The organism is Pseudomonas sp. 13159349 (assembly GCF_013305685.1).
GTDB classification, from domain to species: domain Bacteria; phylum Pseudomonadota; class Gammaproteobacteria; order Pseudomonadales; family Pseudomonadaceae; genus Aquipseudomonas; species Aquipseudomonas asiatica.
On record NZ_CP045553.1, the window covers coordinates 3,657,231 to 3,672,854 of the forward strand.

Sequence of the window (15,624 nt, forward strand, 5' to 3'; positions counted from 1 at the left end):
GCAAAGATAACCCACCATCCATATGATTACTGACAACAAAATAGAGATAGCGAAAAATATCTACGAACAAAATGACGTATTCAATGTCAGCAGCAAGCCTGCGCGAGTCAGAACTGCTTTATCTGCAGCACTGGTGGAATATAGATCAACGAATCTTTTGAACTGCCACGCGAGCGCAATGGACCAGCTCTACCATCAAGTAATTTCCTATTTACCTGAATATACTTGCTGGCTCCTATTAAGCAATGGCGGAATGGTTAAATCTAGCAGAATTGTCGAGCGCTATCGACTTTGGGGCGGGCTGGATAAAGGTGGGATCACCCTCCCCCTAGGGCAAAGAACCAAGGAGTATAGCTTAAAGAACGGGAATGAAATTCAGTATTTTGGAGCCATACAATTGGAAAATCCTAATTTCTTTCACATCGCCAAACTAATCTCAACTCACTCTTCAACGCATCTCATATTATCAAAGAGCAATTCTGTCGTGGAGAAAATACTTGACGATGGATGGAGCTATGGCTCGAGAAAACATCCCGACAAAATACTATACCATTTAGAAAATGAGTCAGTTTTTCTAATTACCCCCATAGGTGAATTTGATGACACGGAGGGAGGCGCGGTCATAATTGCCAGATCAGAATTAATTCAGAAATGCTATGGAATTAGACCGACATAAAGAACGGGGGATCACAATTTTCATTACATTATGCGTATCGCGACCATCCCGTTCTGATGGCCATCGGGTCAGCTGGCTCACCTATTGCAGCGGCGATCTGCTCAGCCTCAAGTTCGACGAGCACGAACTGGACAGCTATCAGGCGAGCGCGTTGACATGGAGAACATTACTGGAAGCGCATTCGAGGAGTAGACATAATGCATGACGACTACTTAACCAATCCAAGCACCTACATGGCGCTCGAGCAGTTATTTCTGGATGCATTTATAAAAACCATTAGCGAATACAACAACCAGGAAGAGTACACCGCACCTTTTTACAGAACCACATACAACAACGGACAATCTTTTGGTGATGCAAACCCAATATTCTCAGCCAGAAATGCAAAACGCAAAAAGATAATTAGAATTATCATAGACGAGGACGAAAACGAAATTTCTACAGCGTACAAAAACACCGAGCATGGAGTCGAGACCATAGTATTCGGCGGGGTATCAAACCTCCCAGAACTTATAGCCTTCCTAGACAATTGGACTAAACAACCCTAGAAATTAACAGCAAACAATAACGAAATATTACGCCATAACCATAAATGCACAGACATTGAAATAATTTTCGACCATACCCGCAAGGAAAAATGATGTTTAAAGATTACCTTAGCAACCCAGACACATACCAAAAATTGGAGTCATTTTTCACTTCAGCGTTCAATGAACACCTTTACTCCAAAAGAATCAACCCAGCCAAATACCGCACACCTTACTACAACACCACATGCGTTGACGGGACACGATTAATGGAGGCCAACCCGATATTTTCCGTTCGCAACACAAGCACTCAGAACATTCTGAGAGTAGTAATCCATGAAGCCGTCAAAAGCTACTCCACAATTCATAATAAAATAGATGGAGCCGAAGAACCATGCTTAATTATTAAGATTTCCGATTTAGATCGTGTAACTAACGATGCAAACAAATGGATAGATAAGCAAGAAAACCAGGGGTAACATAAAACAAGGGCGATGCAACCGAGCAATATTCATTAGTTATCCAGCGACAACCATGCCGACATATTTTGCTCTTTAAAAACCATCTTGAATATTTTAAGCAAACGACACTATCGGCCGACTGGTGAAAAGCCATGGCGGCCAGCCCGGTGGTAAGGAGAGGGAAAGCGCGACCTCCGCGAGCATCAGCACTTCTTATGCGATTCTCAGATCCACAAGTCATGTAAAAACCTGACAGCGCTTACAGGAACTGCAAAAGATATTCTTGGAGAAAAAGGATTCAATCTATGATCAAGCTCAACAACATGAGAGCATGGGGCACCGAAGTCGGTAGCGATGAAACTTTGAGGCTCGATGAGATTTCATTACTTACAACGCCAGCCATGATTCGTACCTTGGGTGTATTTTTGATAACCGCAGCTTATGAAATGGAGGAAAACGATGCTGAGCATATACATCTTCAAGATCTATCCTCTAACTTCTCACACAAAAAACATGTTGATATAATTCTGGTTAATCAGAATAAATTTAAAAACAGCTAAGACACCAACTAAGGAGCGACATGCCGGCCCTTCTCCAGCGCTGCTGGAGCGCAGTACGGATGATGGCTGCATAGGTCGATACCGAAGGTGTTCAAGGAGCCATTCAAGCACTGAGGGAGTTCTGGACGTATTGGATTCCGAAACTGGCGTGCGAACCATCCGAGAGGTCATAAATAAGTCATGAAGAAAGATTCTACAAAAAAAATCTTTCAGCGAGTTGCCGCCAAGTTTGGCCTTCGCGGGAGAGACAAAACCTTTTTCATGAGACATGGCGACGCTTACTTAATAGTCAATTTGCAAAAAGCTTCCGGCACCTGCAGCTTTTACATCAATGGCGGGCTAAGCTATATAGACCTGCTTTCAAGCAGTGATTTAGTGTGCTCTCCATTTTCAGCCTACAACAACCAATCCACTCAACTCCCAATCCATGTAGACTTTAGAGCAGAAAACGTTCCCAATAGCCCCATTACGCAAGCTGGAATTGATGCCGCTGCATCTAGCCACGATGCCATGGCAATAGAAAATATAATCTTTATCGCATTAGAATCCATGATACTTTTCGCCCGCAATCATGGAGACAGAAAAGAAGTCCGCAGACTAAAGCAAGCCAAACTCTTTCCAGCAATAATAAAAAAAGAGGTTTGACGCACTTCGATTAAACTTGTATCAAAAACCAAAACTGACAGAATCGGCACGCTTTCAAAGAAATATTTATCAGCAGAATGCAATAAAACCTGGTGTCACCCAGGCGAACTCCACTGAAGCAACAGCGCCATACTAAATATTAATTGCGTAACCGCCTAAGATTACCTCACGGGCGACAGCAATCGTGAAGAGCTCTCAATAGCCGTCATAGCTCGTAAAAATAACCGACCACTAACACTCACCCAAAAATCCCAATGAAAATTGCAAACATAAATTATATTCACCACCTATATTACCCGCTAATCTCGATGACAGACGAAGATATTAGCAAATTCGAAATAAACAACAGGAAAGATAGATACAGACTCTTCCGCCTAATGAGCGCACTATTGAAAACATTCGGACCAATTGCAGCAGAAAATATTTCAGACTGCCTTGAGCACGTGATCTTTACGCGGAGCTACGAAAATTACTGGCGAGATCTAATACCGCACGAAATACCTTTAGACGACGTAGATGACAAAGAAGAGTACATAAACGAACTATTTTTTGCGCTTTTTCAGCGCCCACCATTACGCCAAGAAAGTGGAAGCATAACGATTTCACAGCAAGTACCGCCTCAAGGTTTGAAAACGAACGAATAGAGGTTTATCACTCGATGCTGCAAATTAATGGCACGGGCTGTGCCCGTGTTCGCGGGATCGCCCGCTCTCGTAGAACAACACATGACTCGTTGGTTCAGCGAGGTACTGTAGGAGCAGCCTTGTGCTGCGAAGAGGCCGGTACAGACAATAGACAGGCTTTGTCAGTACCGGCCTCTTCGCAGCACAAGGCTGCTCCTACAAAGAGCGATATTTGTTCTCTGCGCGACAGCGCAGCCCAAAAGGGCTGGGCAATCTCCCACATTGCGCCCGACAGTTTCTCCCGCAGAGGCACGCACAAGCTTTCTAGCGCTTGACCAATACCTCCGCTCAATCACGTCCGGCTTTTAGCCACCCCCACCAACGCACTGCCGCCATGAACAAATCTTCATTTTGCTGGCGAGCGCCCTGATTGCGGGCGTGGCAGCCCTCTTCGCTTCTGCTGCCGCAGGCCTTCACCTTGAGGGGGCTCACTACCTTGCGTAGCATCACCGCCCCCCGGGGCCGCTATGCGGCCCATTCGCGGGCACGCCCGCTCCCACAGGCGCGTGCCCACAGCGCTCACACCTCACCCAGCCACACCATCAGCAGACAGAACCCCGATGCCGCAACCCATACCCCTCAAGGACCACGAAAAGGAAAAGCACCTGGTCAACCGCCGGCTTCTGGCCTGCGCCGCCCTGGTCTTCAGCCTGGTCGCCGTCCTGGTGGGCCGGCTCTATGTGCTGCAGGTGCTGCAGCACGACCAGCAGACCGCCGTATCGGAAAACAACCGCGTGCACGTGCTGCCCATCGCCCCCGAGCGCGGGCTGATCTACGACCGCAACGGCGTGGTGCTGGCCGACAACAAGCCCAGCTTCGACCTGACCATGACCCGCGAGCGGGCCGGCGGTGACACGGCCAAGGTGCTCGATACCCTGGCGCAGGTGCTGAGCCTGACCGACGACGATCGCAAGCAGTTCGACAAGGACCTGCGCCGTGGCCGCAAGCCGTTCGAACCGGTGACCCTGATGGTCGGCCTGAGCGAAGAGCAGATAGCCCTGGTGGCGGTGAACCAGTTCCGCCTGCCAGGCCTGGAGGTGGAACCACAGTTCATCCGCGAGTACCCGCTGGCCGAGCATTTCGCCCACTCGGTGGGCTATGTGGGGCGCATCAACGAGAAAGAGGCCAAGACCCTCGACAGCACCGAATACCGGGGCACCCAGTCGATCGGCAAGACCGGCATCGAGCACTTCTACGAAAGCCAGCTGCACGGTCATGTGGGCTACGAGGAGGTCGAGACCAACGCCCAGGGCCGGGTGATGCGTGTGCTCAACCACAAGGCCCCGACCCCGGGCCAGGACATCGTCCTGACCTTGGACGCCCACCTGCAACTGGCCGCGGAAAAGGCCCTGGGTGACCGCCGCGGCTCGGTGGTGGTGCTCGACCCGGCCAATGGCGACGTGCTGGCGATGGTCAGCAACCCCAGCTTCGACCCCAACCTGTTCGTCAAGGGCATCAGCTTCAAACAGTACGCCGCCCTGCGCGATTCCATCGACCGCCCGCTGTTCAACCGCGTGCTGCGCGGCCTGTATGCCCCCGGTTCGACGGTGAAGCCGGAGGTGGCCATCGCCGGCCTCGACAGCGGCGTGATCACCCCGGGCAGCCGGGTGTTCGACCCGGGCTACTACGAGCTGCCCAACTACGACCACAAGTACCGCAACTGGAACCGCAGCGGCGATGGCTGGGTGGATATGTACACCGCCATCATGCGTTCCAACGACACCTACTTCTACGACCTGGCGCACAAGCTGGGCATCGACCGCCTGCACGACTACATGGCCGAGTTCGGCCTGGGCCAGAAGGTGTCGCTGGACATGTTCGAGGAGGCGTCCGGGCTGATGCCGTCGGCCGAGTGGAAGCGCGCCACCCGGCGCCAGGCCTGGTTCCCGGGCGAGACGCTGATCCTGGGCATCGGCCAGGGCTACATGCAGGTCACCCCGCTGCAGCTGGCCCAGGCCACCAGCCTGCTGGCGAGCAAGGGCGTGTGGCACCGCCCGCACCTGGCCATGACCGTGGGTGGCGATGCGCCGGTAGACCCCAACCCGATGCCCAATATCGTGCTGCACGACAGGCACGCCTGGGACCAGGTCAGCCAGGGCATGCAGATGGTCATGCACGACCCGCGCGGCATCGCCCGCGCTGCCGCGGCCGGTGCGCAATACCGGATTGCCGGCAAGAGCGGCACCGCGCAGGTGGTGGCGATCAAGCAGGGCGAACGCTACAACCGCGACAAGACTCTGGAGCGGCACCGCGACAATGCCCTGTTCGTCGGCTTTGCCCCGGCTGATCACCCGAGTGTGGTGGTGGCGGTGATGATCGAGAACGGTGAAGCCGGCGGCCGGGTGGCAGGGCCGGTGGTGCGGGAGGTGATGGATGCCTATCTGCTGGATGAGCAGGGGCATCTGAAGCCGGAGTATGCGGGTGGGGTAGTGCCTCGGAGCGTGCCGCATGCTTGAGACCGCTGGAAGCCGCTCTATGGCCTGTTCGGGCCTCTTCGCGGGCACGCCCGCTCCCACAGGTGCTGCGCCAACCTTGAAAGCGGCGCGATACCTGTGGGAGCGGGCGTGCCCGCGAAGAGGCCGACACAGACACCCAAATTGCTAGTTCCGGTCGCCTCCGCGATCGTCCCCAACGTCATGCTCAGCCCCATCGTCGGCGCCATGCCCTACACCGTGGGGCTCGCCCACATCGTGATTCGCCTCATGATTGGCTTCGTGGTTGGCCTCGTGGTCGGCACCATCATCTGCACCATTGCGCCCGCTGCCATCATGCCCACCACCATCGCCACTGTGCCCGCTGCCACTGCCGCCGTGGCCACCACCCGAGCCACCACCGCCGCTACCGCCACCTCCACCGCCATGGCCACCGCCGCCGCCACTACCACCGCCGCCACCATGGCCACCACCACTACCACCACCTCCGCCGCCATGGCCACCGCCACCACCACTACCGCCGCCGCCACCATCCTTCGCATACGCGCTGGAGGTACCGCCAATGGAGTCCGGCACCAACACGGCCGAAGCCGACAACACTGCACCGATAGCCAAAGCCAACAAGCATTTCCTGAGCATCATGATGTCTCCGCTTGGAGTAGCACCGGGTTGCACGATGAACCCTGTGATTTCCGGCCCCCCATGGGGCGACTTGCTAACCAGCGCGGCCTTCCATCTGCAGCGGTTGAACGAGATCCTTCAGGGCCTGCCGGCCAAATATTTCGGGATGTTTCTTGATTTTTGAGCGTAGCCACGCCGCTGCGCTTGTCACCGACCGGCCATCAGAATGGCTGGCTCGCCAAAGGCCCACTGCACCATGGCCCGGCGAGCCGGATTGCTCAGGATGCCGCGCGAGGCATCAGTTCATACGGGTGCTTCCACCCTGGCAACGCCTGGATTCGCGCTTTCCATGCCTCGATGTGGGTGAACTGCGCCAACGCAATGCCAGTGTCCTCCGGCATGAACACATACCCGGCCAGCGACAGGTCAGCGATCGTCAGCCGGCCACCGACCATGAACGGTGTCTTCGCCAGGTGCGCGTCAACGATACGGTAGGCCGCCATGGCACGTTCACGCAGGAACCGGGTCACATGCGTTTCACCGGTTTTCTTCAGGCAGAAAAGAAAACGCAGCGCCGCGTAGTAGCTGGTGAACTTATGGTTATCGAACAGCATCCAGCGCCAGATCTCGCGCTTTTCGTCTTCGTCGCTGGGGCCGAACTGCCCGGTTTTCTCCGCGAGGTAGTCGAGGATCAGCGCAGACTGGGTAAAGGATTTGCCGGCGTGTTCCAGCACCGGCACCTCGCCCTGTTCGTTCACGTCGTCGCGCCAGGCTTGTTCGCGAGTCTGGCCATTGAAGAAATCGACAAACACCGGCTGCCAGTCCTGGCCTGTGAGTTCAAGCATCAGGGCGGCCTTGTAGGCGTTACCGGATTCGGCGAAACAATGCAGCTTGTAGTCGGGCATGGGGAGAACCTTCATCCATTGAATGATTGGGCCAGCAGCCCGAGCAGATCACGCCTGGCTCAACAGGGTCAATGCCTGTTTCCGATACGAAGGGAACTACCTCCCCACCTGCGCTTTCTTAATCACTGAGTGGTTCAATTACTTGGGCTTCACGCTACTGGAGAACACACCATGCGCCACCTACTCCTCGCCCCTGCGCTGCTGCTCCTGCTGCCTGCCGGTGCTGCCCTGGCTGACGTCGACGCAGGCGACGTCGCAACCTCGGCCGGTGTTTCCGCTTCGCTTTACTCGACCTTCAAGGACGACAAACGGATCATCCCGGCGCGTGACGAGCTTTCGGCCTACGTCGCCAGCGGTGGTGCAATCCGTGGCGCCTATGTGGAGTCGGCGCTGGAACAGGCCCGCAAGGACAACCCAGGCCTGCAGGCCAATGATGAAGAGCTGGCCCGGGCCCTCCTCTCGCAGGATGACCGCATAGCCGATCATTGATTGGGCTAATTCTGCACCGGCCTCTTCGCGGGTAAACCCGCTCCTACAGGCACCGCACCGACTTGAAACCCAGTGCAGCCCCCCTGTAGGAGCGGGTTTACCCGCGAAAGGGCCGACACAGGCAACACTTCAACCCCAGCCATCCATGCGCATGGTAGCCCTTACCAGCCGCTGCTCTTCCTGCTCGATCTCCCGCAAACTGTCGCTGATCCCGTTGATATGCTCGCGCGCCGCGCGCTGCGCCTGCTCGGGCAACTGCTCCATCACCGCGTGATACAACCGCGCATGCTGGCGGTCGATCTGGCGCTTCTGCGCCGGCCGGCAATACAGGTTGTTGACCGAGGCGAACACCGTGCTCAAGGTCAGGTCACTGAGCGATTGCAAGGTATGCACCAGCACCGGGTTGTGCGAAGCCTCGCTGATCGCCCGGTGAAAGGCATGGTCGCGGCGGGCATGTTCACGGGCATCCATCGCTTCGGGGGCTTCGTGCGCAGCCAGCATCTCTTCATAGCGCCGGCGGATCAGCAAACGGTCGACCTCGGTGGCGCGCAGTGCCGCCAGGCGCGCCGATTCCGCTTCCAGCAACGCCCGCACTTCCAGCAGGTCGAACAGCGTACGCGGCTGCGAGCCGAACAGGTGCATCAACGGCGTGGCACCCGCATGGCCCGTCAGGTCGGCAACGAACGAGCCCCGCCCCTGCTCGGTGTCGATGATGCCGCGCCCGCGCAGGATGCGCAGGCCCTCACGCAGCGCCGAGCGCGAGCAGCCCAGCTTGTCCACCAGGCGCCGCTCCGACGGCAGGGCCTGGCCCACCTTGAGCACGCCTTCGACGATCAGCCGCTCGACCCGTTCGGCCACCTGGTCGGCGACCTTGGCCTTGCCTTCAGTACCCACTGCGTACCCTCCTGCTGGTAGGACCACTTCGACCATCTGCTTCAATCTAGCCGGGCAAAGCCGTCAATAACCAGTACCCGTCGCAAAAACTGGTAGGACCAGTTCACCCCGTGCTCGACCGCGGCGGCTGCCACGCGCAGGCTGCAAGGGTGAGCGCTTTGCCAACAACAACAAAAACCGTTGCCGAGTGAGCCGATGAATATCCTGTATGACGAACGCGTCGATGGCGCGCTGCCCGACGTGGATCGGGCGGCGCTGCTGCAAGCGCTGCGCGCTGCCCTGCCGGACCTCGAGATCCTGCACCGCGAGGAAGACCTCAAGCCCTATGAATGCGACGGCCTCTCGGCCTATCGCACGGTGCCGCTGCTGGTGGTGCTGCCCGAGCGCCTGGAGCAGGTGCAGGCCCTGCTCAGGCTCTGCCACCAGCGTGGTGTGCCGGTGGTGGCACGAGGCGCCGGTACCGGCCTGTCGGGCGGCGCCCTGCCGCTGGCAAAAGGCATCCTGCTGGTGATGGCGCGTTTCAACCGCATTCTCGAGGTCAACCCGCAGGGCCGCTTTGCCCGTGTGCAGCCCGGCGTGCGCAACCTGGCCATCTCCCAGGCGGCCGCGCCCCACGGCCTGTACTATGCGCCGGACCCGTCCTCGCAGATTGCCTGCTCCATCGGCGGCAATGTCGCCGAGAACGCCGGTGGCGTGCACTGCCTCAAGTACGGCCTGACCGTGCACAACCTGCTCAAGGTGGAAATCCTCACGGTCGAGGGCGAACGCCTGACCCTTGGCAGCGATGCCCTGGACAGCCCCGGTTTCGACCTGCTGGCACTGTTCACCGGCTCCGAAGGCATGCTCGGCATCGTCACCGAAGTCACCGTCAAGCTGCTGCCCAAGCCCCAGGTGGCGCGAGTGCTGCTGGCCAGCTTCGACAGCGTCGAGGACGCCGGCCGGGCAGTGGCCGAGATCATCGCTGCCGGGATCATCCCCGGCGGCCTGGAGATGATGGACAACCTGGCGATCCGCGCTGCGGAGGACTTCATCCACGCCGGCTACCCGGTTGACGCTGCGGCCATCCTGCTGTGCGAACTGGATGGCGTCGAAGCCGATGTGCACGATGACTGCGAACGGGTCGCCGCCGTGCTGGCCCAGGCCGGTGCGCGTGATGTGCGGCTGGCCTGCGACGAGGCCGAGCGCGTGCGCTTCTGGGCCGGGCGCAAGAACGCCTTCCCGGCGGTGGGGCGCATCTCCCCGGACTACTACTGCATGGACGGCACCATCCCGCGCCGCGAACTGCCACGGGTGCTCAAGGGCATCAGCGACCTGTCCGCCGAATACGGCCTGCGCGTGGCCAACGTGTTCCATGCCGGCGACGGCAACATGCACCCGCTGATCTTGTTCGATGCCAACCTGCCAGGCGAGCTGGAACGTGCCGAAGCCATCGGCGGCAAGATCCTCGAGCTGTGCGTGGCCGTAGGCGGCAGCATCACCGGCGAACACGGCGTGGGGCGCGAGAAGATCAACCAGATGTGCGCACAGTTCAACAGCGACGAAATCACCCTGTTCCATGCGATCAAGGCCGCCTTCGACCCGCAAGGCCTGCTCAACCCCGGCAAGAACATCCCCACCCTGCACCGCTGCGCCGAATTTGGCGCCATGCACGTGCACCATGGGCAACTGCCCTTTCCCGAACTGGAGCGTTTCTGATGAGCATGGACCGCGACATCAGCCAGGCCCTGCTGGAGCAGGTCAACCAGGCGCTGAACCAGGCCACGCCGCTGCGTATCCAGGGTGGCAACAGCAAGGCCATGCTCGGCTGCCCGGTGGCCGGCGAGGTACTCGACACCCGCAGCCACCGCGGCATCGTCAGCTACGACCCGACCGAGCTGGTGCTGACTGCCCGCGCCGGCACGCCGCTGCGCGAGATCGAGGCAGCGCTGCACGAGGCTGGCCAGATGCTGCCCTGCGAACCACCGCACCTGGGCCCCGACGCCACCCTGGGTGGCATGGTCGCGGCCGGGCTGTCCGGTCCCAGGCGGCCGTGGGCCGGGTCGGTGCGCGACTATGTGCTGGGCACACGGGTAATCACCGGCTACGGCAAGCTGTTGCGCTTTGGTGGCGAAGTGATGAAGAACGTTGCCGGCTACGACGTGTCGCGGCTGATGGCGGGCAGCTTCGGCTGCCTCGGGCTGCTGACCGAGGTGTCGCTGAAAGTGCTGCCCCGCCCGCGCCAGTGCCTCAGCCTGCGCCTGCCGATGGGCCGCCACCAGGCGCTGGCGGAGCTGGCCGAATGGGGCCAGCAGCCGCTGCCGATCAGTGCGGCCTGCCATGACAGTGACGCGCTGTACCTGCGCCTTGAAGGCGGCGAAGGCTCGGTGCAGTCGGCACGCCAGCGTCTGGGCGGCGAGGCACTGGACAGCAGCTTCTGGAGCGACCTGCGCGAGCAGCGCCTGGCGTTCTTTGCCGGCCCCGCGCCGCTGTGGCGCTTGTCCGTGCCCAACACCACCGGCGAGCTGGATTTGCCCGGCCAGCAGCTGATCGACTGGGGTGGCGCGCAGCGCTGGCTCAAGTCCACGGCACCGGCGCAACACATCCGCGAGCAGGTCGCCAAGGTTGGTGGCCACGCCACCTGCCATGCCCCTGGCGCTGCCAGCAGCCCACCGCTGCCTGCCGCGCTGATGCGCTACCACCGAGCGCTCAAGCAGCAACTCGACCCCCAGGGTGTGTTCAACCCTGGCCGCCTGTACCCGGACCTGTGAGGCCAGACCATGCAAACCAACCTGAGCGAAACCGCCCGGCACCTGGCCCGCGCCGACGAGGCCGAAAGCATCCTGCGCTCCTGCGTGCACTGTGGCTTCTGTACCGCCACGTGCCCCACCTACCAGCTGCTGGGCGATGAACTGGACGGCCCACGCGGGCGCATCTACCTGATCAAGCAGATGCTCGAAGGCGCGCCGATCACCGCCAGTACCCAATTGCACCTGGATCGCTGCCTGACCTGCCGCAACTGTGAAACCACCTGCCCGTCCGGGGTGAAGTACCACGACCTGCTGGACATTGGCCGCGCCGTGGTCGAACAGCAGGTGCCACGCCCGCTCGGCCAGCGCCTGCTGCGCCAGGGCCTGCGCGCAGTGGTGCCACGCCCGGCGCTGTTCAAGGCCCTGACCCGCAGCGGCCAGGCCCTGCGCCCGCTGCTGCCGGCCACGCTCAAGCGCAAGCTGCCGGCGCGGGTCACCGCCCCCGGCCAACGCCCCGCACCGCGCCATGCGCGGCGGGTGCTGATGCTGGAAGGCTGCGTGCAACCGGCCCTGTCGCCCAACACCAACGCAGCCGCCGCACGCCTGCTAGACCGCCTGGGCATCAGCGTGGTGCCGATCCGGCAGGCCGGCTGCTGTGGCGCGGTGGACTACCACCTCAATGCCCAGGAACAAGGCCTGCAACGGGCGCGGCGCAATATCGATGCCTGGTGGCCTGCCATCGAAGCCGGCGCCGAGGCCATCGTGCAAACCGCCAGCGGCTGCGGCGCGTTCGTGCGCGATTACGGCCACCTGCTGGAAAAGGACCCGCGCTACGCCGCCAAGGCCGCACGGGTCAGCGCTCTGTCCCGCGACCTGGTGGAGGTGCTGCGCGACGAGCCGGTCGAGCAACTGGGCGTGTGCGTCGAACAGCGCTTGGCCTTCCATTGCCCATGCACCCTGCAGCACGCGCTGAAGCTGGGGGGTGCGGTGGAGGCATTGCTGACACGCCTTGGCTTCACCTTGACCCCGGTACCGGACGGCCACCTGTGCTGCGGCTCGGCCGGCACCTATTCGCTGACCCAACCCGAGCTGTCGCTACAACTGCGCGACAACCGCCTCAACGCCCTGGAAAGCGGCAAACCGCAAGTCATCGCCACCGCCAACATCGGCTGCCAGGCCCACCTCGACGGGGCCGGGCGCACACCGGTGCGGCACTGGATCGAAATCGTCGAAGCAGCCTTGAACCCGGAGAACCACCATGCATAGCAAGTCCGTTATCGGCCAGGCCGAAGTCGCCAAAGTGCTGACCGCCGCCCGCCAGGAAGCCCAGGCACAACAATGGAACGTGACCATTGCCGTGGTCGACGACGGCGGCCACCCGCTGGCCCTGGAGCGCCTGGACGGCTGCGCGCCGGCCAGCGCCTACATCGCGATGGAAAAGGCCCGCACTGCCGCACTGGGGCGCAAGGAGACGCGAGATTACGAGGAAATGGTCAATGGTGGCCGTACTGCTTTCGTTACCGCGCCGCTGCTGACCAGCCTGGAAGGTGGCGTACCGCTGCGGGTGGATGGCCAGGTGGTGGGGGCGATTGGCGTGTCCGGGGTCAAGGCCGAGCAGGATGCCCAGGTGGCCAAGGTCGGGGCGGCTGCCCTCTGAATCCTGTGCCGGCCTCTTCGCGGGCTTGCCCGCTCCCACAGGGCTTTCACAAGGCCTGAGACGGGTGCAGCACCTGTAGGAGCGGGTTTACCCGCGAAGAGGCCGGCAAAAGCAACATTTATCCAGAAGCCTGAACTTCGAGCGAACAGACAATGCCAAACCATCCACTCCAGATCGCCCCCACCCTGCAGCGCTTCATCGAAGATGAGGTCCTCCCCGGCACCGGCATCGAAGCCCGCACCTTCTGGCAAGGCTTCAGCACCCTGATCCACGACCTCGCACCACAAAACCGCGCCCTGCTCGCCGAACGCGAGCACCTGCAGACAGAACTCGACAACTGGCACCGCCAGCACCCCGGCCCGATCCGTGACATGGCCGCCTACCAGCATTTCCTGCAAGGCATCGGCTACCTTGTAGAGCCCCCGGCAAGCGTGCAGGTCAGCACCCGCAACGTCGACCGCGAGATCGCCGTGCAGGCCGGCCCGCAACTGGTAGTGCCACTGAGCAACGCCCGCTACGCCCTCAACGCCGCCAACGCCCGCTGGGGCTCGCTGTACGATGCCCTGTACGGCACCGATGCCATCGCCGAAACCGAGGGCACCGAACGTGGCCAGGGCTACAACCCGCAACGCGGCGCCAAGGTGATCGCCTATGGCCGGCAGTTCCTCGACACCGCGGCCCCCCTCGACGGTGCGTCGCACAACGACGCCAAGGCCTACGCGATCAGCCAGGGCACGCTGCAGGTAACCCTGGCCGATGGCCGCCAGGTCGGCCTCAGGCACCCCGCGCAACTGCGTGGTTACCAAGGTGAGCCGAACACGCCAACAGCGATCCTGTTGCAGCATCACCAGCTGCATTTCGAAATCCAGGTCGACCCGGCCAACGCCATCGGCCGGCAGGACCCGGCCGGGGTCAAGGACATCCTGCTGGAGGCCGCGCTCACCACCATCATCGACTGCGAAGACTCGGTAGCCGCCGTGGATGCCGACGACAAGGTCAACGTCTACCGCAACTGGCTCGGCCTGATGAAGGGCGACCTCAGCGAACAGGTCAGCAAGGGCGGCAAGACCTTCGAACGCACCCTGGCCAAAGACCGCCACTACCACGGCGCAGACGGCCAGCCCCTGACTCTGCCAGGCCGCTCGCTGCTGTTCATCCGCAACGTCGGCCACCTGATGACCAATCCGGCCATCCACGACCGCGATGGCCGGGAAATCCCGGAAGGCATCCTCGATGCTGTGGTCACCAGCCTGATCGGCCTGCATGACCTCAAGCGCCGTGGCAATTCCCGCGAGGGCAGCCTGTACATCGTCAAGCCGAAGATGCACGGGCCGGCCGAGGTGGCCTTTGCCGACCAGCTGTTCGGCCGCGTCGAAGCCCTGTTGGGCCTGCCCGCACACACGCTGAAGATGGGCATCATGGACGAGGAGCGGCGTACCAGCGTCAACCTCAAGGCCTGCATCGCCAGCGCCGCGTCACGGGTGGTGTTCATCAATACCGGCTTCCTCGACCGCACCGGTGACGAGATGCACACGGCCATGGAAGCCGGCGCCATGCTGCGCAAGGGCGACATGAAAGGCAGTGCCTGGATCCAGGCCTACGAGCGCAGCAACGTACTGGTGGGGCTGGCCTGTGGCCTGCGCGGCAAGGCGCAAATCGGCAAGGGCATGTGGGCCATGCCCGACCTGATGGCGGCCATGCTGGAACAGAAAGTCGCCCAGCCCAGGGCCGGCGCCAACACGGCCTGGGTGCCCTCGCCCACAGCCGCGACACTGCATGCGCTGCACTACCACCAGGTGGATGTGGCGGCCGTGCAGCAAACGCTGGAACAGGTTGACCTGAATGCCCAGCGCGCCGAGTTGCTGCATGACTTGCTCAGTGTCCCGGTCAGCCCCGAGCGGCTCTGGAGCGCAGCCGAAATCCAGGCCGAGCTGGACAACAACTGCCAGGGTATCCTCGGTTACGTGGTGCGCTGGGTCGAGCAAGGGGTGGGCTGTTCCAAGGTGCCGGATATCCATGATGTGGGCTTGATGGAAGACCGCGCGACCCTGCGGATTTCCGCGCAGCACATTGCCAACTGGCTGCACCACGGGGTGGTCGATGCCGAGCAGGTCGAGGCGACCTTGCAACGCATGGCCGGCGTGGTCGACCAGCAGAATGCCGGGGACCCGGCGTACCGGCCGATGGCCGCCGGTTTCGAGGCATCGCATGCCTTCCGCGCTGCGAGGGAGCTGGTGTTCAAGGGGCGGCAGCAGCCCAGTGGCTATACCGAACCGTTACTGCATGGCTGGCGCTTGCTTTTCAAGCAGGAGGTTGGGCGCTGATGCTGACAGGGGCCGCTATGCGGC

General features: G+C 60.7%; 15 protein-coding genes. 12 read left to right on the forward strand and 3 right to left on the reverse strand.

Annotation, left to right across the window (positions count from 1 at the left end; genetic code table 11):
* The first annotated feature begins 22 nt into the window (after positions 1-22).
* From GEV38_RS16885 to mrdA, 5 genes are all read left to right on the forward strand, one after another.
* Positions 23-676, forward strand: a complete 654-nt coding sequence (locus GEV38_RS16885; RefSeq protein ID WP_139832811.1) for a hypothetical protein — start codon at positions 23-25, stop codon at positions 674-676.
* A 197-nt stretch (positions 677-873) separates the two neighbouring features.
* Positions 874-1,224 (forward strand): hypothetical protein, encoded by a 351-nt coding sequence (locus GEV38_RS16890; RefSeq protein WP_054572611.1) that lies wholly within the window; start codon positions 874-876, stop codon positions 1,222-1,224.
* A 745-nt stretch (positions 1,225-1,969) separates the two neighbouring features.
* A complete protein-coding gene (locus GEV38_RS16895; RefSeq protein ID WP_054572610.1) occupies positions 1,970-2,224 on the forward strand; it encodes a hypothetical protein in 255 nt (84 codons plus the stop codon).
* 180 nt (positions 2,225-2,404) lie between these two features.
* On the forward strand, positions 2,405-2,869 hold the full coding sequence (locus tag GEV38_RS16900; protein WP_152976805.1) for a hypothetical protein: 465 nt from the start codon (positions 2,405-2,407) through the stop codon (positions 2,867-2,869).
* Between the two features lie 1,243 nt (positions 2,870-4,112).
* Entirely contained in the window at positions 4,113-6,008 is a 1,896-nt protein-coding gene (gene mrdA / locus GEV38_RS16905) for a penicillin-binding protein 2 (RefSeq protein WP_015270786.1), read from the forward strand.
* A gap of 209 nt (positions 6,009-6,217) precedes the next feature.
* On the opposite strand, the gene GEV38_RS16910 is transcribed toward mrdA, so the two are convergent.
* The gene (locus tag GEV38_RS16910) at positions 6,218-6,526 is read right to left on the reverse strand and encodes a hypothetical protein (RefSeq protein ID WP_015270787.1); all 309 of its coding nucleotides are present in this window, start codon (positions 6,524-6,526) and stop codon (positions 6,218-6,220) included.
* Positions 6,527-6,546: 20 nt separating this feature from the next.
* Here GEV38_RS16910 and GEV38_RS16915 point away from each other — a divergent pair, with 20 nt between their 5' ends.
* Positions 6,547-6,789 carry a hypothetical protein gene (locus GEV38_RS16915; protein WP_015270788.1) on the forward strand — a complete coding sequence of 81 codons (243 nt, stop codon included), beginning with the start codon at positions 6,547-6,549 and terminating at the stop codon, positions 6,787-6,789.
* Between the two features lie 94 nt (positions 6,790-6,883).
* On the opposite strand, the gene GEV38_RS16920 is transcribed toward GEV38_RS16915, so the two are convergent.
* Positions 6,884-7,510: a glutathione S-transferase family protein gene (locus tag GEV38_RS16920; protein WP_054572630.1), complete on the reverse strand. Its 627-nt coding sequence runs from the start codon at positions 7,508-7,510 to the stop codon at positions 6,884-6,886.
* 171 nt (positions 7,511-7,681) lie between these two features.
* Here GEV38_RS16920 and GEV38_RS16925 point away from each other — a divergent pair, with 171 nt between their 5' ends.
* Complete coding sequence (locus GEV38_RS16925; RefSeq protein WP_003260922.1) at positions 7,682-7,999, forward strand: DUF2388 domain-containing protein; 318 nt, start codon at positions 7,682-7,684, stop codon at positions 7,997-7,999.
* Positions 8,000-8,128: 129 nt separating this feature from the next.
* On the opposite strand, the gene glcC is transcribed toward GEV38_RS16925, so the two are convergent.
* Complete coding sequence (glcC, locus tag GEV38_RS16930; RefSeq protein WP_162491230.1) at positions 8,129-8,929, reverse strand: transcriptional regulator GlcC; 801 nt, start codon at positions 8,927-8,929, stop codon at positions 8,129-8,131.
* Between the two features lie 159 nt (positions 8,930-9,088).
* Here glcC and glcD point away from each other — a divergent pair, with 159 nt between their 5' ends.
* From glcD to GEV38_RS16955, 5 genes are all read left to right on the forward strand, one after another.
* The gene (gene glcD, locus GEV38_RS16935; RefSeq protein ID WP_054572628.1) at positions 9,089-10,588 is read left to right on the forward strand and encodes a glycolate oxidase subunit GlcD; all 1,500 of its coding nucleotides are present in this window, start codon (positions 9,089-9,091) and stop codon (positions 10,586-10,588) included.
* Positions 10,588-11,640 (forward strand): glycolate oxidase subunit GlcE, encoded by a 1,053-nt coding sequence (gene glcE / locus GEV38_RS16940; RefSeq protein WP_054572627.1) that lies wholly within the window; start codon positions 10,588-10,590, stop codon positions 11,638-11,640. The genes glcD and glcE overlap by 1 nt, the downstream gene beginning before the upstream one ends.
* Positions 11,641-11,649: 9 nt before the next feature.
* Positions 11,650-12,885: a glycolate oxidase subunit GlcF gene (gene glcF / locus GEV38_RS16945; RefSeq protein WP_054572626.1), complete on the forward strand. Its 1,236-nt coding sequence runs from the start codon at positions 11,650-11,652 to the stop codon at positions 12,883-12,885.
* Positions 12,878-13,276, forward strand: coding sequence for a heme-binding protein (locus tag GEV38_RS16950; RefSeq protein ID WP_054572625.1), 399 nt, complete (start codon positions 12,878-12,880; stop codon positions 13,274-13,276). The genes glcF and GEV38_RS16950 overlap by 8 nt, the downstream gene beginning before the upstream one ends.
* A gap of 152 nt (positions 13,277-13,428) precedes the next feature.
* Positions 13,429-15,600: a malate synthase G gene (locus GEV38_RS16955; RefSeq protein WP_054572624.1), complete on the forward strand. Its 2,172-nt coding sequence runs from the start codon at positions 13,429-13,431 to the stop codon at positions 15,598-15,600.
* Positions 15,601-15,624: the final 24 nt, after the last annotated feature.